Origin of the sequence: Sphingomonas sp. SFZ2018-12 (genome assembly GCF_022496715.1) — a bacterium.
In the GTDB taxonomy this organism is placed as follows: Bacteria; Pseudomonadota; Alphaproteobacteria; order Sphingomonadales; family Sphingomonadaceae; genus Sphingomonas.
Map to the genome: position 1 here is coordinate 66,095 of NZ_WTFM01000001.1, position 20,340 is coordinate 86,434.

General features: G+C 69.2%; 22 protein-coding genes. 15 read left to right on the forward strand and 7 right to left on the reverse strand.

Annotation, left to right across the window (positions count from 1 at the left end):
* Positions 1–2 precede the first annotated feature (2 nt).
* From GO308_RS00355 to ppc, 10 genes are all read left to right on the forward strand, one after another.
* A complete protein-coding gene (locus GO308_RS00355) occupies positions 3–392 on the forward strand; it encodes a hypothetical protein (protein WP_066477039.1) in 390 nt (129 codons plus the stop codon).
* Between the two features lie 23 nt (positions 393–415).
* Positions 416–1,153, forward strand: coding sequence for a type III secretion inner membrane ring lipoprotein SctJ (gene sctJ / locus GO308_RS00360; RefSeq protein ID WP_066477041.1), 738 nt, complete (start codon positions 416–418; stop codon positions 1,151–1,153).
* Positions 1,150–1,623, forward strand: a complete 474-nt coding sequence (locus GO308_RS00365; RefSeq protein WP_240883482.1) for a hypothetical protein — start codon at positions 1,150–1,152, stop codon at positions 1,621–1,623. The genes sctJ and GO308_RS00365 overlap by 4 nt, the downstream gene beginning before the upstream one ends.
* Positions 1,620–2,222, forward strand: a complete 603-nt coding sequence (locus GO308_RS00370; RefSeq protein ID WP_240883483.1) for a hypothetical protein — start codon at positions 1,620–1,622, stop codon at positions 2,220–2,222. The genes GO308_RS00365 and GO308_RS00370 overlap by 4 nt, the downstream gene beginning before the upstream one ends.
* Entirely contained in the window at positions 2,212–3,525 is a 1,314-nt protein-coding gene (locus GO308_RS00375) for a FliI/YscN family ATPase (RefSeq protein WP_276616303.1), read from the forward strand. Before GO308_RS00370 ends, GO308_RS00375 begins: the two co-directional genes overlap by 11 nt.
* Entirely contained in the window at positions 3,522–3,971 is a 450-nt protein-coding gene (locus GO308_RS00380; RefSeq protein WP_240883484.1) for a hypothetical protein, read from the forward strand. Before GO308_RS00375 ends, GO308_RS00380 begins: the two co-directional genes overlap by 4 nt.
* Entirely contained in the window at positions 3,968–4,582 is a 615-nt protein-coding gene (locus GO308_RS00385; RefSeq protein WP_240883485.1) for a hypothetical protein, read from the forward strand. Before GO308_RS00380 ends, GO308_RS00385 begins: the two co-directional genes overlap by 4 nt.
* 97 nt (positions 4,583–4,679) lie before the next feature.
* A complete protein-coding gene (locus GO308_RS00390) occupies positions 4,680–5,924 on the forward strand; it encodes a DNA/RNA non-specific endonuclease (RefSeq protein WP_240883486.1) in 1,245 nt (414 codons plus the stop codon).
* Complete coding sequence (locus tag GO308_RS00395) at positions 5,921–6,346, forward strand: hypothetical protein (protein WP_240883487.1); 426 nt, start codon at positions 5,921–5,923, stop codon at positions 6,344–6,346. The genes GO308_RS00390 and GO308_RS00395 overlap by 4 nt, the downstream gene beginning before the upstream one ends.
* Before the next feature lie 75 nt (positions 6,347–6,421).
* Positions 6,422–9,121 carry a phosphoenolpyruvate carboxylase gene (gene ppc / locus GO308_RS00400; protein ID WP_240883488.1) on the forward strand — a complete coding sequence of 900 codons (2,700 nt, stop codon included), beginning with the start codon at positions 6,422–6,424 and terminating at the stop codon, positions 9,119–9,121.
* A 174-nt stretch (positions 9,122–9,295) separates the two neighbouring features.
* On the opposite strand, the gene GO308_RS00405 is transcribed toward ppc, so the two are convergent.
* From GO308_RS00405 to GO308_RS00420, 4 genes are all read right to left on the reverse strand, one after another.
* A complete protein-coding gene (locus GO308_RS00405) occupies positions 9,296–9,778 on the reverse strand; it encodes a protein tyrosine phosphatase family protein (protein ID WP_240883489.1) in 483 nt (160 codons plus the stop codon).
* Positions 9,775–10,179 carry an acyl-CoA thioesterase gene (locus GO308_RS00410; RefSeq protein ID WP_240883490.1) on the reverse strand — a complete coding sequence of 135 codons (405 nt, stop codon included), beginning with the start codon at positions 10,177–10,179 and terminating at the stop codon, positions 9,775–9,777. Before GO308_RS00410 ends, GO308_RS00405 begins: the two co-directional genes overlap by 4 nt.
* Before the next feature lie 63 nt (positions 10,180–10,242).
* The gene (locus GO308_RS00415; RefSeq protein ID WP_066477064.1) at positions 10,243–10,605 is read right to left on the reverse strand and encodes a DNA primase; all 363 of its coding nucleotides are present in this window, start codon (positions 10,603–10,605) and stop codon (positions 10,243–10,245) included.
* Positions 10,606–10,719: 114 nt separating this feature from the next.
* Entirely contained in the window at positions 10,720–11,994 is a 1,275-nt protein-coding gene (locus tag GO308_RS00420; RefSeq protein ID WP_346768946.1) for a multidrug effflux MFS transporter, read from the reverse strand.
* Positions 11,995–12,132: 138 nt separating this feature from the next.
* On the opposite strand from GO308_RS00420, the gene GO308_RS00425 reads away from it, so the two are divergent.
* From GO308_RS00425 to glpX, 4 genes are all read left to right on the forward strand, one after another.
* Positions 12,133–13,086 (forward strand): 2-oxoglutarate and iron-dependent oxygenase domain-containing protein, encoded by a 954-nt coding sequence (locus GO308_RS00425; RefSeq protein WP_066546633.1) that lies wholly within the window; start codon positions 12,133–12,135, stop codon positions 13,084–13,086.
* Positions 13,087–13,143: 57 nt separating this feature from the next.
* On the forward strand, positions 13,144–14,436 hold the full coding sequence (locus GO308_RS00430; RefSeq protein WP_240883491.1) for a homoserine dehydrogenase: 1,293 nt from the start codon (positions 13,144–13,146) through the stop codon (positions 14,434–14,436).
* A 2-nt stretch (positions 14,437–14,438) separates the two neighbouring features.
* Positions 14,439–14,915 carry a nuclear transport factor 2 family protein gene (locus GO308_RS00435; RefSeq protein ID WP_240883492.1) on the forward strand — a complete coding sequence of 159 codons (477 nt, stop codon included), beginning with the start codon at positions 14,439–14,441 and terminating at the stop codon, positions 14,913–14,915.
* 68 nt (positions 14,916–14,983) lie between these two features.
* Complete coding sequence (glpX, locus tag GO308_RS00440; RefSeq protein WP_066477072.1) at positions 14,984–15,949, forward strand: class II fructose-bisphosphatase; 966 nt, start codon at positions 14,984–14,986, stop codon at positions 15,947–15,949.
* A 552-nt stretch (positions 15,950–16,501) separates the two neighbouring features.
* Here glpX and GO308_RS00445 read toward each other — a convergent pair.
* From GO308_RS00445 to GO308_RS00455, 3 genes are all read right to left on the reverse strand, one after another.
* Positions 16,502–17,563, reverse strand: a complete 1,062-nt coding sequence (locus tag GO308_RS00445; RefSeq protein ID WP_066477073.1) for a GGDEF domain-containing protein — start codon at positions 17,561–17,563, stop codon at positions 16,502–16,504.
* A 125-nt stretch (positions 17,564–17,688) separates the two neighbouring features.
* Positions 17,689–18,225, reverse strand: coding sequence for a peroxiredoxin (locus tag GO308_RS00450; RefSeq protein WP_066672023.1), 537 nt, complete (start codon positions 18,223–18,225; stop codon positions 17,689–17,691).
* A gap of 77 nt (positions 18,226–18,302) precedes the next feature.
* Entirely contained in the window at positions 18,303–19,367 is a 1,065-nt protein-coding gene (locus tag GO308_RS00455; RefSeq protein WP_240883493.1) for a phospholipase A, read from the reverse strand.
* Positions 19,368–19,464: 97 nt separating this feature from the next.
* Between GO308_RS00455 and hisN the strand changes: the two genes are divergently transcribed.
* Positions 19,465–20,247 (forward strand): histidinol-phosphatase, encoded by a 783-nt coding sequence (gene hisN, locus GO308_RS00460; RefSeq protein ID WP_240883494.1) that lies wholly within the window; start codon positions 19,465–19,467, stop codon positions 20,245–20,247.
* The last annotated feature ends 93 nt before the right edge of the window (positions 20,248–20,340 follow it).

Below are 20,340 nucleotides of genomic sequence, written 5' to 3' on the forward strand. Positions count from 1 at the left end.
CCATGTCGATCGAAGCCCTTGCCGCCGCGGCTGCCGCACCGGTCGAGCCGCTGGTCGTCGACCTCGCCCCGCCCGTTCCTCAGCAACCGGGCGCGGGCGCGCAGGGCGAGTTCGCCGCCGCGCTCGATCGCGCCTCGGCGATCGCACCGGGCGACGACGTGCCGCCCGCGCTCAAGGGGCTGCTCGAAACGCTCGACAAGGTGAATGTCGAGGCCAAGAGCGTGGCGGAATATGCGCGGTCGGCCGAATTGTCGGCGGGCGAGCTGACACCGGGCGAGATGGTCCAGCTGACCATGCAGTGCCAGGAATTCATGTTCCACTGCCAGCTCACGTCGAACATCGCCAATCGCAGCTCGGACGGCATCCAGCAGCTGTTCCGTCAGCAAAGCTGAACAGGGCGGGACAAGGAGGACGCATGGCCTGGATCCGATCCTGCCGCCGCTGGCTCGCCATCGGCCTGATGCTGGCGCTGGCGGCGTGCGGCAATCAGGAACTCTATGGCAAGCTCAAGGAGAGCCAGGCCAACGAGATGATCGCGGCGCTGCGCAACGCCAATATCGCGGCCACCAAACAGTCGAGCGGGGAGGGCGAATGGAGCGTTTCGGTCGCGCCGGCCGACTTTGCTCAATCGGTCGAGGTGCTGCGCAGCAATGGCCTGCCGCGCGACGAGTTCGCCTCGCTCGGCGATTTGTTCGCGAAGAAGGGCTTCGTCTCCTCCCCGACCGAGGACCGGGCGCGGCTGATGTACGGACTGTCGCAGGAATTGGGCCGTACCGTCAGCGCGATCGACGGGGTGGTCGAGGCGCGCGTCCATCTGGCCATCCCCCAGCCCGATCCGCTGTCGGACAAGGTCAAGCCGTCGTCCGCGGCGGTGTTCATCAAGTATCAGCCGGGATTCGAGCTGCGCAGCCAGACCGGCGCGATCAAGTCGCTCGTCACCAATTCGATCGAGGGCTTGTCCTATGACAAGGTCTCGGTCGTCATGTTTCCGGCTCAGGCCGCGCCCGCGCGCAGCGGCATGTCGATGGCGAGTTTCGGCCAGCCCTGGCTCGCGGCGGTGCTGGCCGCCCTGGGCATCGGCGGGCTGATCGTCGCGCTGACGATGCGCCGGGGGCGGTCGACGCTGCCGGTCGTGCGGAGCGACCCTGAATGAGCGGGGCGGCGCGCCGCCGGCTGGTCGCGCGTGCGCGGCTGGCGCGCGATCACGGCGTGGCACCACGTCGGTCGGCCCGGCTCGCCGGCGCTCCGCCCGCCGCGACCGTTTCGCTCGCCGAGCTGGCCCACTGGCCGGGCTGGCCCGCGGGTGCGTCGGATGCGCAGGCGGCGGCTTTCAAGCTGATCGCGCTGGTCGCCGCGCGCGACGCGCTGGGCCGCGTCATCGAAGGACACATGCTGCGCGCCTTTGCCGCGGAAGTGGGGGAAGGGGTGCTGGAGGCGGTGCTGGCGCTGCCCCCCGGTGGCGATCGTCCGCTGCCGCCGCCCGCCCAGTTGCGCGCGCAGGGCGAGGCGCTGGCGCGCGGGGCGCTTCCCGGCGCGTTGCGGCCCGCGGGCGCGCAAACGGCTGATCCCCAGGCCGCGCGATTCGTGGCGATCGCCGAGGCGGTGGGCGAGGCCGAGACATGAGCTTCTACCTGATCCGCGCCAACCGCGACGCGCTGCTCGCCAGCGATCGGCCGATCGTGCGCGCCGCCGATCGCGAGCCGCTTGCCGACGCCGTTGCCCTGTTCGACATGCTGGAGCGCGAGCGGCAGGCGGGGCGTGAGGCAGTGGCGACGGTCGAGCGCGAGGCGGCGGCGCGCGGCTTTGCGGCGGGCGAGGCGGCGGGCATGCAGCGTTTTGCGGACGCGGTCGCCGCCGTCGCCGGCGAGGCGCTGCGCCACCGTGAAATGCTCGAGCATCAGGTCGCCGAGCTTGCGTTGACGGCACTTCACCGGATGGTCGACACGCTCGATGACGAGGCCGTGATACGCGGTATCGCCCGGCGCGCCGTGGCCGACCTGGTCGGTGCCGGGCCGGTAACGGTCGAGGTGTCGGAAAGCGTCGCGCCGGTCGTCGAGCGGGCGCTGGCGGAAATGGATGCCGGGGCGATCATCGTCCGCGGTGACCCTGCGCTCGATGATACGCAATGCCGGGTGATCGCGGGCGACAGCCGGATCATCGCCGACCGCGACGTGCAGATCGAAGCGATCCGTTTGCGCCTGGAACATGCCGATGACGCTTGAGACGCGTATCGATGCGATGTTCCGGGGGCTGGACGCGGCGCCCGTCGTCGAGCAGCGCGGGCGGCTGAAGGGCGCGGTCGGGACCGCGATCCGGGTCGCCGGCGTCACCGGCCGGATCGGCCAGACCTGTGCGCTGCTCGATGTGGCCGGACGCCCCGCGCTGCTTGCCGAGGTCGTCGGGATGAACGACGGCGAGCTACTGCTGTCGCCGCTGGGCGACCTGCGCGGGCTGTCGAGCGAGGCCGAGGTCATCGTGCGTGCCGGCGACGACCGGGTGCCCGTCGGGGATGCACTGCTCGGGCGGGTGCTCGACGCCCGGCTGGAGCCGCTGGACGGCGGTGCGCCGCCGCGCGGGTCGATGTCGCGTCCGCTCTATGCCGTCGCGCCCAACCCGATGACGCGTCAGCGGATCGACCGGCTGCTGCCCACCGGCGTACGCGCCATCGACGGGCTGGTCCCGGTCGGGCGCGGCCAGCGGGTCGGGGTGTTCGCCGCCGCCGGGGGCGGGAAAAGCACCCTGCTCGCCATGCTTGCCCGCCAGGCGCGGGCGGACGTCATCGTCATCGCACTGATCGGCGAGCGCGGCCGCGAAGTGCGCGAGTTCATCGAGGATAATCTGGGCGAGGCGGGGCTGGCACGATCGGTGGTCGTTGTCGCGACTTCGGATCGACCCGCGCTCGAGCGCGTGCGTGCCGCGCATGCCGCGACCGCCATGGCGGAGGGGTTCCGCGCGGAAGGTCGCCATGTCCTGTTGCTGATGGATTCGGTCACGCGCTTTGCCCGCGCGCTGCGCGAGATCGGGCTGGCGGCGGGCGAGCCGTCGGTGCGGCGCGGCTTTCCGCCTTCGGTATTCGCCGAGCTGCCACGCCTGTTCGAGCGCGCGGGCACCGATTCGGACGGGGCGATCACGGGCATCTATACCGTGCTGCTGGAGGACGAGGAGGACGACCCGGTCGGCGAAGAAGTGCGCTCGCTGCTCGACGGGCACCTCTATCTGTCGCGCGCGCTCGCCCGAAAGGGGCATTATCCCGCGATCGACGTGCTGGCGAGCCAGAGTCGCCTGATGTCGCAGCTGTGCGACCCGGGCCAGATCGCGGCGGCGACCCAGCTGCGCGCGATGCTGGCCAAGCTCGCCGAGATCGAGCTGATCGTTCAGGTCGGCGACTATCGGCCGGGCCAGGACGCGATGGCGGACCGCGCCTTGGCGATGCGCGAGGCGATCGACGGCTTTCTGCGGCAGGGATCGCATGATGCATCGGACATCGCGCTCACCCGCACGCTGCTCAGGGGCTTTGAGGGATGACGCACGGCGCGGCAGAACTCGCGACGCTGTGCCGCCTGCGCGCGCGCGAACTGGATCGTGCGCGCGACACGCTCGCCGCGGCGAGCGCGCACCATGCGGCGTGCGAGGCGGCGGTCACGCGCCTGGAGGCGACGCTCCGGGACCAGCATGTCGCGCTGGATGCGGCGCGCGCCGCCCGCTGTCGCGCGCCGGCCGATGAGATGATCCGGCTGAGCCTCGATCGTCGCGAAAGCGAGCTGCATGAAACGCAGGCGCTGTACGGCGCGGCGATCCAGCGACGCGCGGACGCCGCAACGGCATTGCGCGACGCGCGCGCGGGCATTCTGCGGGCGCAAGCGCGCGAGGAAGCCGTTGCCGGCCTGCACCATCGCGCCTTGCGCGATGAGCGCCGCCGCCGCGACCGCCATGCCGAAAATGAACGCGAGGACCATCGGAGACGCGCATGATCGACGTACCACGGCCAGCTTCGCCCACGCCCACGCCCGCTGCCGCCCGCGCGCAGCGCGGCGACGCGGCCCCCCCGCGCGCGCCCGCCGAGCCGTCCCCCGGGGATCGATTTCGCCACGCGCTGAAACGGCTCGGACAGGCCCGGGATGATGCCGGGCCGCTCGCGGTCGCCGAAGGATGGTCGCGGCCGGAGCCGCTGCCCGGTCCGGTCGGCGGCGAAGCGCGGCCGGATCGTGACGATATGGCGGCCGTCCCGCCACCGGCGGGGAACAGGATCGACGGGGCGCCCGCGCCGTCCGCGCCCCCGGCCGGCGCCGCCGTCGATGTTGCGCTCGCCGATGCCGACCGGTTCGAACGCGCGCTGGACGCCGCTGCGCGGACGACGGAGACTCAGATCACCCTGCCGGCCGGGTGCGCCGCGCGCGAGGTCACGCTGGCGGTGGCCGCCGACGGAAACGCGTCGATGTCGCTCGACATGGACATGGACGAACGCGGCCGCCATGCCGATCCGACGGAGCTGACCGCGCCGCTGGCGCGGCTCGGCATCCGGCTGATCGAAACCGAAGTGCTCGCGCGCCGGATGCGCGAGGCCGGGGACAACCGCGCCTAATCGATCCGACTAGCCCGCCTAATCGCATCGAGGAGCGCCCTCGATCGCGAATCATGTTCTTCTCGCCCATCGGAATAATGGTGCCGGGTGACGAACGATGGTCAGCGCAAGCGACCCCGCCGCAGCGACAGCCAGCAGCCCGCCGGGCGCGATCGGCAGCGACCTGTCGCGGCGCGCCGGCGAGGCGGTCGCAAGCGCCAGCTTCGACGCCCGCGCGCTGGCGGCGGATCTGAACGTGCGCGCCGCCGGCGATCCGGCCACGCTGCGCACCCTGACCACCCAGGTCGAGGCGCAGCTCTCGCCCGTGGAGCGCGGCGAGCTCGCCCGCGCGCTCGATGCCGCCAACGACAACGCGCTCGCCGTCGCCGCGTCTCCGGGGCCGGACCCCGTCCAGCTCGGCCTCGACCTTGGCCAGATGGCGCTCGACATCACCGGCCTGTTCGATCCGACGCCGATCAGCGACGGGGCCAACGCGGTCGTCTCCGCGGGCCGCGCGATCGGCTCGTTGTTCTCCGGTGATTTCGGCGATGCCGGTGGCCACGCGCTGAACGGCGTGATCTCCGGCGTCGCGATCGTCCCCGCGCTCGGCGACGCGGCGAAGCTCGGCAAGATCGGCAAATGGGCCGACACGATCAATGACGCGGTCGGCGCGGTGGCGCGCAACCCGGCACTGCGCGCCACGCTCGAGCCCGGGCTGCGCGCCGTCAAGGATGCCGTCGATGCGATCCCGCAATCGGCGGTCGACGCGCTGCCTGCCGGCGCGCGCGACGCGATCGGGAACATGAAGCGCCAGCTCGACGACTTCTTCGCGCCGCGCGCCGCCGCCAATGCGGCGACCGCGACCAACCTGACCGCACGGGTCGGCGCCAACAGCGTGCAATGGACGGTCGATGCCAACGGCTATCCGACGCGCGTCACCGCCACCTTGTCCGAACTGCAGCCGAGCGGAACGCCGCGCGGCAACGCCGAACTCGACGCACAGGACGTCACCCGCGCGCGGGGCCTGTCCGATGACGATGCCGGCCATGTGATCGGCCACCGCTTCCTGGGCGACCAGGGCACGCGCAACATGTTCCCCCAGAATTTCAACTTCAACCGCTCCGCCTACAAGACGCTGGAGAATGAATGGGCCGGATGGATCCGCAACGGCGGTACTGTGCGGGTCGAGGTTGAGCTGATCGGCGGGACGGGCGGGCGTCCCGATCAGGTCGGCGTGACCTATGAAGTGTTCAACGACGCGGGACGCCGCGTCTTTGACAACCAGGAGCTGTTCGACAATGCTGCGGGGCAGCAGTTCCAGCGCGTGCCGAACGCCGACATGTCGCGGATCCTGAACCAATGATCGTGCTGGCGATGCCGGCGAATTCGGGTGACCAGATGCAGCAAGTCGCTTTCGACCGGCAGCGCGCCGACACGCTGGTTCAGGAAATCGGCAGCGAGATCGTGCGCGGTTCAAAATACGCCGCCCGGCCGTGGCAGCGGATCGCCGTCGTCGCGGAGGTCGCCGATCGCAAGCGCCTGTTCGGCTATATGTACTGGGACGGCGACCAGTGGGAGGCTGCGACGCCGGACGGCTTTCGGGCGCTGACGCTGTTTCAGGAGCTCCAGTCGGCGATGCGCGTCGCCGACAAGCCCGCGTGGAAAAAGTGCCTGGTCCGGATCGACCGTGCCAGCGGCGCCATCGACATCGACTTCGACTATGCCGGCGACAAATGGGTGCCCAACCCCGCCGACCCGGCGAAAACCGCGCGATCGCTGCTCTAGGTCCGGCGCGTCCCGCGGCACGACGCGGGCAATCGACGGTTGACCCTGCGCTTGCCGCAGTGCAGCAAGGTGCGCATGGCCAGCCTCCCCAGCGTCATCAACAACCCCGACATCCGGTTCCTCGGTCGCCTGCTCGGCGACGTCATCCGCGCCTATGATGGCGATGCGACCTATGCACGCATCGAACAGATTCGCGCGGCTTCGGTCGAACGCCATCGCCGCGCGGCGGAGGCCGGGCACGATGTCGCCGGCAATGGCGGCCCCGCCGACCCGCATCTGGCCGAACTGACGCTGGACGAGGCGCTCGCCTTTACCCGCGGCTTCATGTTCTTCTCGATGCTCGCCAACCTGGCGGAGGACCGTCAGGGCATCGCCGCCGAACCCGATGCCGATGTCGCGAATGCCGTCGCGCGGCTCGCCGAGGCCGGCATCGGCCGTGACCAGGTGCGCGCGCTGCTCGATCAGGCGCTGGTCGCGCCCGTCCTGACCGCCCATCCGACCGAAGTGCGGCGCAAGAGCCTGATCGACCACAAGAATCGCATCGCCGAACTGATGGCGCTGCGCGACGCGGGGCTGGCCGAGACTGCGGACGGCGACCAGGTCGAGGAAGCGATCCTGCGCCAGATCGCGCTGTTGTGGCAGACGCGCGTGCTTCGCCCCGACCGGCCCAACGTCGCCGACGAGGTCGAGACCGCCCTGTCCTATCTTCGCGACGTGTTCCTGCCGGTGCTTCCCGCGCTGCACACGCGTTGGGACCGTATCCTGGGGGAGCGTGTGCCCGCTTTCGTCCGGCCGGGCAGCTGGATCGGCGGCGACCGCGACGGCAATCCGTTCGTGACCGCGGCATCGCTGCGCCTCGCGCTCGCGCGCGCAGCGGAAACCGTGCTCGTCCATTATCTCGATGCGGTTCACGCGCTCGGCGCGGAACTGTCGATTTCGACCCGCCACGCCGATGTCGAACAGCCGGTGCTCGAACTGGCGGCGGCGAGCGGCGACGATGCGGCGAGCCGCGTCGACGAGCCCTATCGCCGGGCGCTGTCGGGGGTTTATGCGCGGCTTTGCGCGACGCATGAGCGACTGGCGGGCAAGGCCCCGCCACGCCCCGCCGGCATCGTCGCCGAGCCCTATGCCGATCCCGCCGCCTTCCGCGCCGATCTGGTCGCGATCGCCCGCGCGCTGGCGCATAGCGGCGATGGCGCGCTTGCCTCGGGCGGGGCGCTCGGTCGCCTGATCCGTGCGGTCGACATTTTCGGCTTCCATCTCGCCACGCTCGACATGCGCCAGAACAGCGCGGTGCACGAACGCGTCGTCGGCGAACTGCTCAAGGTTGCCGGCGTCGAACCCGATTATGCCGCGCTCGACGAAGCGGGGCGGGTCGCGCTACTGACCCGCGAACTGGCGAGTCCGCGTCCGCTGACCGTGCCGTCCGCCGGCTATTCGGACGAAACCGCGGGCGAGCTGGCGATCGTCCACGCCGCGGCCGAGGCGCATCGCCGTTACGGCCGCGGCTGCATCACCAACTACATCGTATCGATGAGCCAGTCGGTTTCCGACCTGCTTGAGGTCCATGTGCTGCTCAAGGAAGCCGGGCTGTTCGTGCCTGGCGAGGCGCCACAGGCGCATGTCATGGCGGTGCCGCTGTTCGAAACCGTCGCCGATCTGGAGGCGGCTCCGGCGATCATGCGTGACTGGCTGGCGATCCCGGCGGTCCGTACCATTGCGTGCGGCCGCGGGCGTCAGGAAGTGATGATCGGCTATTCGGATTCGAACAAGGACGGCGGCTATCTGACCTCGACCTGGCAATTGAGCCGCGGGTCGACCGCGCTGCGTCCGGTGTTCGAGGAGGCGGGCGTCGCGCTCCAGCTGTTCCACGGGCGCGGTGGCGCGGTCGGGCGCGGCGGCGGTTCCGCCTTTGCCGCGATCCGGGCTCAGCCGCGCGGTACGGTGGGCGGACGCATCCGCATTACCGAACAGGGCGAGGTGATCGCCGCCAAATACGGCACGCGCGAAAGTGCGGCGACCAATCTGGAAGCAATCGTGTCTGCCACGCTGCTCGCCAGCCTGGCGCCCGACACGGTGCCGCCCGCCGACCAGGCACGGTTCGCGGCGGCGATGGACACGCTGTCCCAGTCGGCGTTCCGGGCCTATCGCGGGCTCGTCTATGAAACCGACGGGTTCCGGACATTCTTTCGCCAGATGACCCCGATCCGCGAGATCGCCGACCTCAAGATCGGCTCGCGCCCCGCCAGTCGGAAACAATCCGACGCGATCGAGGATCTGCGCGCGATCCCCTGGGTATTCTCATGGGCGCAGGCGCGGGTGATGTTGCCCGGCTGGTATGGCGTCGGCCAGGCGGTCGATGCGTTCGCCGACAAGGGGCTGCTGCGCGCGATGCATCAGGGCTGGCCGCTGTTCGCCGCGACGCTCGCCAACCTTGAGATGGTGCTCGCGAAATCGGACATGGGGGTGGCCGCGCGCTATGCCGCGCTGGTCGAGGACCCGGCGCAGGGCGAGGCGATCTTCGGCCGCATCCGCGACGGCTGGCACGCGACGCGCGACAACCTGCTCGCGGTGACCGATCAGCCCCGGCTGCTCGCCGCGCATCCGACCCTGGAAAACTCGATCCGCCTGCGCCTGCCCTATATCGAGCCGCTCAACCTGCTCCAGGTCGAACTGCTGCGCCGCCACCGCGCGGGCGAAACCGACCCCCGCATCCGCGAGGGCATCTTGCTGACCATCAACGCGATCGCGACCGCGCTGCGCAATTCGGGGTGAGGGCGCGGGTCCGGCATCAGGCGGCGGCAACTCTCGCGGTGCCTCCCGGCCATTCACGGGCACGCATCCCTAGAGCATGATGACGTTAGATCGACCCGCTCTCTCACGACTTCCTCGTCAACCCGGCACAAGGCCGGGGTGACGAAAGTTGATTCCGTGCAAAGTCATCATGCGCTAATAGTCGCGCCCGGCAAAGCGATGGGCGCGCGCGACGGCTTCGGTATCGCCCACGAACTCCGCCCACACCCCGCCCGGCTGCCAGACGCTGTCCATCGGCGCGCGTGCGGCCGCGTCGTCCATCCCCAGTTCCTCGCGGCGATAGCGGGTCAAGAATGCCGTCACCCGCGCATTGACGATGCAATGGACGTGCAGCGGGGTGCCGCCATGCGCGACCATCGCCTGCCGGAATGTCTGATAATGCGCCTCTTCGGGGGCGTCGAACGGCACCGGGATGTGGGTATAGCCGATGCCGAGCGCGTCGAGGATCGTCGGCTCCTCCGCCACCGCGCGCGGATGATCCGACATGCCCAGGTTGACGACGTGGCGCACGCCCAGCGCCGCAAGCGCCGCGAACTGGTCGGCAGTGGGCTGGCCGGACGTCGTCAGCTGCGCGTCGATGCGGCGAAAATTGAGGATCGCGTCGGGCCCGGTGCTCATGCGCCTGTCGTCTCCATGAACCGCGCCGCCATCTCCGCGGGGACGCGCATCAGCCGCCCGCTGTCACGGTCGATCAGCGCCCAGGTGGTGCGGGCGTCGATCTTGACGCGCCCGTCATCGCCAGTGAAGCGCATCATCCGGTCGAAACGCGCCCCGCGCGGCGGATCCTGTACCCAGGTTTCGGCGGTCACATGCTCGCCCGCGCGGACATTGCCGCGATAATCGATCTCGTGCCGGGTGACGACCCAGACATGCCGCGCGATCTCGTCAGGCGTCGCGACCGCCGCCCAGTGGCTGACCGCGACATCCTGCATCCAGCGCACCCAGACCGCGTTGTTGACGTGGCCCAGCTCGTCGATATCGGCGTCGGTGGCGGTAAAGCGAAGCGTGAACCGGCTCATCGGCCGTGAGCGGTATCACGACTGCCGGGCGGCGGACCAGCCCCCCGGCAGCCGGAGGTGGGCCTATTCCAGCGCGGCGCGATCCGCGTCGTCCAGATCGTCGTCGTCGGCCAGGTCGTCGTCGTCGAAATCTTCCTGAAGCTCGTCTTCCTCCAGGTCGTCTTCGTCCGCCGCGTCATCGGCGTCCTCGTCTTCGTCGTCGTCAGCGTCTTCAGCGGTTTCGTCGGCACCCGCCATCAGCGCCGCGTCGTCCGTATCGCCCTCCAGGTCCTCGCCCAGATCGGGCTCGACATCGGTCAGCACCACGCCGTCGGTCGGGCCGTCGCGCGTCGCTTCCAGGATTTCGGCGCGCTGGCTTTCGTCATAGCCATCCTCGTCATAGCCATCGTCATTGGGTCCGGTTTCGGAGATATGCAGGCCACCCATGGTCACCCTTTCGCGCTTGGCGTCCCCGCACGATTGCAGGGGACTCGCCGGCAACGAGGCTAGCCGACCCATGTTCCACTTGTGTGGCGGCCCAGCGACGACCGGGGCTGAAAATCAGCCCGCGTTGACCGACCGGAAGAGCCGGCCGCGCTCGGCGGCGAACACCACGCCCAGCGCCGCCAGCCCGAGCAGCACGAAAGCGCCGTAAAGCGGCACGGTGGTGCCGTCGAACCGCTGGCCGATCAGCGCGCCCAGAATCGCGCCGATCAGCGTCGAGGCAAAGCCCTGCAGCGCCGACGCCGATCCCGCGATCCGCCCCATATTCTCCATCGCCATCGCCGAGAAGTTGGACGCCGCGAGGCCGAAGCAGCCCATCAGCATCGCCTGGAGGATGATGAACGAGGCCAGCGTTTCGTTGCCCGTCACCGCGACCGCCCAGTGGATCGCCGCGATCGTGATCATGCCGATCAGCGCCCCGTGCGAGATGCGACGCGTGCCGAAGCGGAGCACGATGCGCGAATTGGTGAAATTGGCGAGCGCCATCGTGCCGGCGACACAGGCGAAGGTCAGCGTCAACAGCTCGGGCCGGCCAAAGATCACGTCCATGATCTGCTGGATGGAATTGATGAATCCGAACAGCCCGCCCGAAATCAGCGCCGCCGCCAGCGTGTAGCCGAACGAATAGCGGTCGATCGCGACCTGGCGATAGTTCGCCGCGATGCGCATCGGTTCGAGCGGCACGCGGTTGGCCGGATCGAGCGTCTCGGGCATCCGCAGCCAGTACCAGGCCAGCACCAGCGTGATGACCAGCGCCAGCCCGCCGAAAATCCAGCGCCACTGCGCGAAGAGCAGCACGAACTGGCCGAAAGCGGGGGCGAGCACGGGGGCCGCCATGAACACGACGAACACCAGGCTCATCACCCGTGCCATTGCGCGTCCGGCAAAGCAGTCGCGGACCATCGCGACCGTCACGACCCGCGCGCCCGCCACCGCCATGCCCGACACGAAGCGCGCAATCAGCAACAGGGTGAAACTGCCCGACATCGCCGCCAACACATTGGTCACCGCGCCCAGGATCAGCGATCCGGCAAGCACGGGCCGGCGGCCGAAGCGGTCGGCCAGCGGACCGTGGAACAACTGGGCGCAGGCGAAACCGACCAGGAAGCTGGTGATCACGAACTGGCGGTCATTGGGATTGGCGACGCCCAGGCTGTCACCGATCGCGGGGAAGGCGGGCAGCATCGAATCGATCCCCAGCGCAGTCAGCGCCATCAGCGCGGCGCTGAGTGCGACGAATTCGCGCATCGGAATCGGCGATCGATCGGCGCTGACGGTGGTCTGGGCATCCATGCTGCGCTGCTCCATGAACTCTTGATCGCGCGACGTCACGCCGATTTCGTATGCAGGGGCGGTGATGCCGCGCGTCGGATGACGGCGGCGGGCAAATAGGGCGGCGGAACGGCTGGCCGACCGGGCCCGTCGCGCTTATGTGTGGGCGCTGATCCTCGTTTCAACCGGACCCGAGCCATGTCTGACGCCCTGCTTGCCGAAGTCCCCCTGATCTCGATGCGCGATCAGGCGGACGATCCCGACGCGTTCGCTGCCGCTTTCGGCGAATCGTTCCAGCGGTTCGGCTTTGCCATCGTTGCCGATCACGGCATCGACGATGCGCTGATCGAGCGGGCCTGGGCGATGACGCGGGCGTTCTTCGCGCTGCCCGAGGCGGAAAAGCGGCGGTACCACCTGCCCGGGGGCGGCGGCGCGCGCGGGCTGACCCCGTTCGGTATCGAGATCGCAAAGGGCGCGAGCGAGAACGACCTCAAGGAATTCTTCCATGTCGGGCGCGAGCTGCCGCCCGGTCATCGCTTTCGCGCGGTGATGGCCGACAATGTCTGGCCCGACGCACCGGCGGGGTTCCGCCAGACCTTCCTTGACCTGTTTGCCGCCTTCGACGCGGCGGGCGACCGGCTGCTGTCGGCGATCGCCCGCTATCTGGGTCTTGCCCCCGACTGGTTCGATCCGGCGGTGGCCGACGGCAACAGCGTGCTGCGCCTGCTGCATTATCCGCCGGTTTCCGCCGATGCGCCCGGGGTGCGCGCCGGCGCGCACGAGGACATCAACCTGATTACGCTGCTGCTCGGCGCGGAGGAAGCGGGGCTCGAACTGCTCGACCGGGACGGCCGCTGGCTTCCGGTCAAGCCGCCTGAGGGCGCGATGGTCGTCAATGTCGGCGACATGCTGCAGCGGCTGACCAATCACGTGCTGCCGTCGACCACGCACCGCGTGGTCAATCCGCCGCCCGAGCGCCGGGGCACGCCGCGCTATTCGATGCCGTTCTTCCTCCACCCCGCGCCCGACTTCCTGATCCGGACGCTGCCCGGCTGCGTCAGCGCGGACAATCCCGACCGCTATCCGACGCCGATCACGGCGCATGACTATCTGCACGAGCGCCTGGTCGAAATCGGCCTGATCAAGCCGTGAACGCGCTTCCCACCCGCGCAATTTTCGATTAGCCGCGCCGGGCTGGGAGGACCATAAATGACTGAACCTTTGCGTATCGCCCTGGCGGGGCTCGGCACCGTCGGGGCGGGGGTCGTACGCCTGATCGACGAAAACCACGCGCTGATCGCCAGGCGTGCCGGACGCCCGATCGAGATCGTGGCGGTGTCGGCGCGCGATCGCGGCAAGGATCGCGGGATCGATATCGCGCGCTTCGGCTGGGCCGACGACCCGATCGACCTCGCGCGCCGGGACGATGTCGACGTGGTGGTCGAACTGGTCGGCGGGGCGGACGGTCCCGCGCTCGCGCTCGCCCGTACCGCGCTTGCCGCCGGGCGCGGCGTCGTCACCGCCAACAAGGCGATGATCGCGCATCACGGGCTGGAGCTGGCGCGCGCCGCCGAAGCGGCGAGCGTCGCTTTGAAGTTCGAGGCCGCGGTGGCGGGCGGCGTCCCGGTCATCAAGGGGCTGCGCGAGGGTGCGGCGGCCAATGTGCTGACCCAGGTTTATGGCATCCTCAACGGCACCTGCAATTTCATCCTGTCGAAGATGGAGGCCGAAGGCCGCGACTTTGCCGACGTGCTCGACGAGGCGCAGCGGCTTGGCTTTGCCGAGGCGGATCCGAGCTTCGACATCGACGGCATTGATGCCGCGCACAAGCTGTCGATCCTCGCCAGCCTGGCGTTCGGGTCGTGTCCGGCGTTCGGTGCGGTCGATGTGACCGGCATCCGTCACGTGATCGCCGCCGACATCGCGGAGGCCGCGGCGCTGGGCTATCGCGTGCGCCTGGTGGGCCTCGCGGAAGCCGGCGCGGCGGGGCTGTTCCAGCGCGTCCACCCGCATCTCGTCCCGCTTTCGCACCCGCTCGCGCATGTCACGGGTGCGCTCAACGCGGTGGTGGCGGAGGGCAATTATGTCGGCCGCCTGTTCTTCCAGGGGCGCGGTGCCGGCGACGGCCCCACTGCGAGCGCGGTCGTCGCCGACCTGATCGACATCGCACGCGGCGAATATGGTCCGCCCTATGCGATGCCGGCCGACGCGCTGACCAATGCCGCGCCTGCCGCCACGGGCGAGCGGCTTGGCCGCGCTTATGTGCGTTTCACCGTGGCCGACAAGGTCGGCGTACTCGCGGAAATCGCTGCGGCGATGCGTGACGCGGGGGTCTCGATCGAAAGCCTGATGCAGCGCGGCGCGATGGCCGATGGCAGCGTGCTGGTCGCCATCGTCACGCACGAAGGGCCCGAACGCGCGGTCGCGCAGGCGCTCGAGAAGCTGCGCGGCTCGCAGAGCCTGGTCGGCGAGCCGATGTGGATGCACATCCTGGAGGATTGAACATGCCGGAGAGCGACCCCGTCACCGCCGCCAACCACCTTGTAGTCGCGGAACTGATCCGCATCGCCGACGCGATCGACCGCGCGGTCGATGCCCGCGAGTGGGAACGCGCGCGCAGCCTGTTCGCGGCGACGGTCCATGTCGACTTCGAATCGCTGTCGGGCCAGCCACCCGCAACCATATCTGCCGACGCGCTGATCGCTGCGTGGTCGGGCAATCTGCGCGGGGCGAAGACCAGCTTTCACATGCGCACCAATCATCAGGTGACGATCGAGGGCGACCGCGCGACCATGGTCTCGGCGGGCTATGCCTGGAACCGGATGGAGGGAAATGGCGATCCGCTCTGGGAGGTATGGGGCGACTATACGCACCGCTTCGCCCGCGATGCCGATGGCGGCTGGCGGGTCGACGGCATGATCCTGCGCGTCACCCACCAGCGCGGCAATTTCTGGGTCCGCGATACCGCGCCGCAGGATTGACCCGCGACGCTCGACAAGCTGCGGTGCCTCGCCTATCGCCGCCGCGAGTTCACCGGAGCGACCATCCCATGACCCCAGCCAAGAATCTCGACCGTGTCCTCGTCCTCGAAATGGTGCGCGTCACCGAGGCGGCGGCGATCGCAGCAGCGAAGCTGATCGGGCGCGGGGACGAGAAGGCGGCGGACGCCGCCGCGGTCGAGGCGATGCGCGAGGCGCTGAACGGCCTCTACATGGACGGAACCGTCGTGATCGGTGAGGGCGAGCGCGACGAGGCGCCGATGCTCTATATCGGCGAAAAGGTCGGCATGGCGCCCGGCAAGGGGCCCAAGATCGACATCGCGCTCGATCCGCTCGAGGGCACGACGATCACGGCCAAGGCCGGCCCCAACGCGCTGGCGGTCCTGGCGATCGCCGAGGAAGGCTGCCTGCTCAACGCCCCCGACGTCTATATGGACAAGATCGCGGTCGGCCCCGGCTATCCCGCCGGCGTGATCGACCTGAACAAGTCGCCCAGCGAAAACATCGCCGCGCTGTCGGCGGCCAAGGGCTGCCCGCCCGGCGAGATCATCGCCTGCGTGCTCGATCGCCCGCGCCACGAAAAGCTCGTGGCAGAGCTGCGCGCCTGTGGCTGCGGCGTGATGCTGATCCCCGATGGCGATGTCGCCGGGGTGATCGCGACCAGTGATCCGGCGACCACGATCGACATCTACATGGGCCAGGGCGGCGCGCCCGAGGGTGTGCTGGCGGCGGCCGCGATGCGCTGCGTCGGCGGCCAGTTCCAGGGGCGGCTGGTGTTTCGCAACGACGACGAGCGCGCCCGCGCCCGCAAATGGGGCATCGAGGATCTCGACAAGGTCTATGACCTGAACGAACTGGCGAGCGGCGACTGCATCTTTGCCGCGACCGGCGTGACCGACGGCTCGCTGCTCGCGGGCGTCAAGCGGGTCGGCAAGAAGATGACGACCGAAAGCGTGGTGATGCGGGCGAGCTCGGGTACGGTGCGCTGGGTAAAGGGCGAACACCGGCTCGATTGAGCCATCCGCGTTCCAGGTCGGGGGATAAGGACAGGGCCACCGTCGCGTCAGCGTGCGGTGGCCCTGGTCGGTGGCGGGGCGGGGATGGCGCGACGCCGGTTTCGGCGGCGCCGTGGCGCGATCACGCGATCGTCGCCATGTCGGGCATCGCGCTCAGGACGATCAGGCCGGCAGTCAGGCCGAACGAGACAAGTCCGATCAGGACGGAACGGATCATTGCAAATACTCCGGTTTCGAGAGGGGTTCGGGGCAGCGCTCGTGCGGTCACGCGATCGGAATGATGGGCGTCGCGGCGCTGATCAGCACGACGGTGACGAACAGCGAGGCGAGGAGCGACGCGGCGGTGCGCTGGATCGAAGCGAAGGTGTTGGCCATGGTCAATCTCCCTGAACTTGGCGGTCCGGATCATCCGTCCGCCGATGCCATCAAGATTGCAGGGAGCGTGCCAATCTGATCAAGTTATTGATCTGTATGTGATTTCATTCTGCGCGATCTAGTATATGGCGCGTAATACCAATTGATTTGGCGGAATTTGCGACTAGGGCGTGAAAATTACCACTCGGCGGTAATTTGATTGCGCCCCTGATTTTTCGCCTGATAGAGCAGCGCGTCGGCGCGCTCGAATGCGCGGGCGCAGTCATCACCGGGTCCGACCTGGGTAATGCCGGCGGAGAAGGTTACCGCACCGAGCGGCTGGTCGCTTTCGCGCAGGCGATAGCGTTTGGCAGCCACGGTGACGCGGGCTTCCTCCAGCGTCGCCAGCGCCTGCGCGCGATCGGTGTCGGGGAACAGCATCGCGAATTCCTCGCCGCCATAGCGGGCGACGAAATGTCCGGCGCAATGTGTTTCGAGCGCATGGGCGATGGCGCGGAGCACGCGGTCGCCGACGGCGTGGCCGAACCGGTCATTGACCGACTTGAAATGATCGATGTCGCACACCGCCATCAGCATCTCGCGCTTTTCGTGGCGGTAGCGGTTGAAACATTGTTCGAACGCGCGGCGATTGGGCAGCCGGGTCAGTGGATCGCGGGTCGCATCCTCGCGCGCCTTTTCCAGTTTGGAACGCAACTCGCTCGCTTCGCGGTTGGCCTTTTCCAGCCGCGCCTCCGCCACATGGGCGCGTTCGACCATGGTCGCGGTCAGGCGCGCAACCTCGTCGAGCATGCGTTCGGTGCCCTCGTCGCGGGTGCGCTGCAGCGCATCCGCGCTCGCCGCCAGGCTGCGACCGAAATCCTGGGTCTCGCTCTGCATCCAGCGGACCATGTCCTCGAACCCTTCGACCTGCATCTGCGTCTGCGCGACCAGATTGTTGGCGCACGCGTCGGGCTCGGGCGCGGCCGGGTCGTTGGCGACGTCGTTCGAGGGTGTGCCGCGGCCCGGATCGAAGCCGAGCGACACGATCTCGTTGCGGGTCAGGCGCACGCCGCCATCGGTCATCGCCGCGACGGCCCGCGCGAGCGGCCCGTCCGGATCGTTCAGGACGTGATAGGCAAAGGTGTAATTGGCGGGATTGATGTCGAGGCGCTGCTCGATCAGGAAATGGCCAATACGCTGATAGAGTTTCAGCTCGTGACTGTCGGCGATCGCCGGGTGAAGCAGATTAGAAGTGGCCATCGTTCCTTCCCGCGGTCGGATTGGCGACCACGGCCGCTCCGAATCCTCTTCAGGAAAAGATTAAGCATCATTTCCTAATTATCCGTGATCGAAACGACGGCCCGATCACGCGGCCTTCCGCGCGGTCAGCGGGCCTGCGCGCGCCAGGCGCGAACCGCCTCCAGCGTGTTGCGGACATGCGCGGCGGGGCTGGTATTTTCCTGAGTGAAGACGATCCGGCCGTCGGGTGCGATGACATAGCTTGTCCGCGCCGTCGTCCGCCCGGCACCCGCCACGACGTCATAGCCGCGCGCCACGTCGGCGGATGCGCTGGCGACGGTGAACTTGCCCGCGCAATGCTCGGTCGAAAAACGCTGGAGCGCGGGCACATCGTCGGCGGACATGCCGATCACGGTCGCGCCCGCCGCGCGAAACGCGTCCATCTGGTCGGCAAAGGCCTTGGCCTCGGCGTTGCAGCCGGGGGTGAAGGCCGCGGGGAAGAAATAGAGCACGACCGGCCCGCGCTTCAGAAGCGTGCTCAGACGCACCGGCACGACCCTGCCCGCCATTGCGCCCTGCGTCTTGAAATCGGGGGCCTTGCTGCCGGGGACCAGCGCGGCACCGAGCGGCGCGGTGACGGTGAACGCGAGCGCGGCGGCGGCGAGCAGGCTGGAATGGCGCATCTCAAAAGACTCCCGATGGATCGCGATCTGCTTAGGCGCATGGTGGCGCAAAGCCCATACCGTCCGCGGGGCGGCGGTCACCGCGTGAACGCGATGCCCAGCCGGCCGCGCGTCGAGCGCACATTGTAATCGCTCAACGCCTCGCCATAGCCGGTAAAGCCCTGTGCAAAGGCATAGACGCCGAGCCCGCCGCCCAACCGGGTGAGCGGATAGGAGATGAACAGCTCGCCCGCGCCGTTGCCCGTGCCGGGATTGCCGCGCAGCGTCCCCGCCACCTTGATCCCGTCGGCCTGACCGATCGACGCGGTGAGCGCGGTATAGCCGAGGAAACGCTCGATATCGGGCGCGATGCCCTGCTCGCCGACATAGAACCACGCCTGAGGCGCGATGTCGGCGCGCCAGCCGTCACCCAGGCCGAACCCGCGGGCGAGGCGGACATAGATGCGGTTGACGTCGATCGAACCGATCGTGCCGCGCCCATTGCTGTCGTGGCGATAGCCGATCGCCCCGGTCCATTCGGGTGCGAAGCGATGCTCGAAAAATACTTCCGGACTGTAATTTGTCTCGCGCACGGGCCCCGAGGGCTCGTTGACCGCCCAGAAGATCGTCTGGGTCCAGGCAAGCTTGAGTCCGCCGAGCACGCTCGTCCCGGCAAAGGGCTGGACCGCCAGGCTCAACTGCAGCTTCGCGCCCGCGTCGCCCGCCCCGAACACGCCATAGATCGGCTCGTAGGGGCGGATGCGATCCAGGAACGCGGCGCTGCCGCCGTTCGATCCGGCCAGCACCGTCTCGCCGGCCGGTCCCGGGGTTGCGGAGCCGGCCGGCGGCGCAGGCGCGGGGCGCGCGTCGGCAAGCGCCGCGGCATCGATCGGGATATAGCGGCGCTTTGCAAAGCCGCCCGGGGCGACTTCGACGATGGCGGTATCGGTTCGCGTCAGCTCGACCTCGCTCGCGTCCGCCGCGATCACGCGGATCCGGTCGGGCGATTCGAGCGTCGCGGCCGCGTCGCCTTCATTGACGAAATAGACCTCGACCCCGTCGCGGGCCGCGTCGCGGCTCTCCGGTCGATCGGGCAGGACGCGGACCTGGGCGGCGGCGGGGAACGCGATCAGCGCGGCGAGCGGCAGAAGCAGGAGTCGCATGACCATGGCCTGACAGTGCGATGTTACAGTTGTGCGACCGGCGCGGATCGACGCGGCGATGCTGGCGTCGCGTGGCCGGGGCGGCTAACGGCGGGCGATGCCGATCACTTCCGCCGACCTCGAACTCGCCACGCGCCTCGCCGACGCGGCGGCCGCGATCATCCGCCCGCTGTTCCGCACCGACACCGGGATCGTCGCGAAGGCGGACCAGTCGCCCGTCACCGTCGCCGATCGCGAGGCCGAACTGGCGATGCGCCGGCTGATCGTGGCCGAACGCCCGATGGACGGCATCGTCGGCGAGGAACATGGCGTGCGTGAGGGGAGCAGCGGGCGCGTCTGGGTGCTCGATCCGATCGACGGCACCCGCGCCTTCATCGCCGGCCGGCCGATCTTCGGCACGCTGATCGCGCTGATCGAGGATGGCTGGCCGCTGCTCGGCGTGATCGACCAGCCGATCCTGCGCGAACGCTGGCTGGGGGCGGTGGGCCAGCCGACGTTTTTCAACGGCCGACCCGCGCACAGCCGGCGCTGCGCCGCGCTCGCCGACGCGCTGCTCGCCACGACATCGCCGGCGCTGTTCGACGACGGCCAGCTCCATGCCTTCGAGCATCTCGACGCCGGGGTGCGCAGCACCGTGCTCGGCGGCGACTGCTACAATTATGGCGCGGTCGCCAGCGGCTGGATCGACATCGTCGTCGAGGCCGGCCTGAAGCTCCACGATTTCGCGGCACTGGTGCCCGTGGTCGAGGGCGCGGGCGGGCGGATGTGCGACTGGGCGGGCGACCCGCTTCATGCCGGCAGCACCGGCGAAGTGATCGCCGCCGGCGATCCGGCGCGCATCGACGACATCCTCGACGCGATGGCCTGTCGCGGACATTGAGGGTAAGCGGGGGTCGATAAACGCGACCCAGCCCCCGCCCAACCGGTTACCGTCACCCCGGCCTTGTGCCGGGGTCCACCGCGCCGCGTGGCG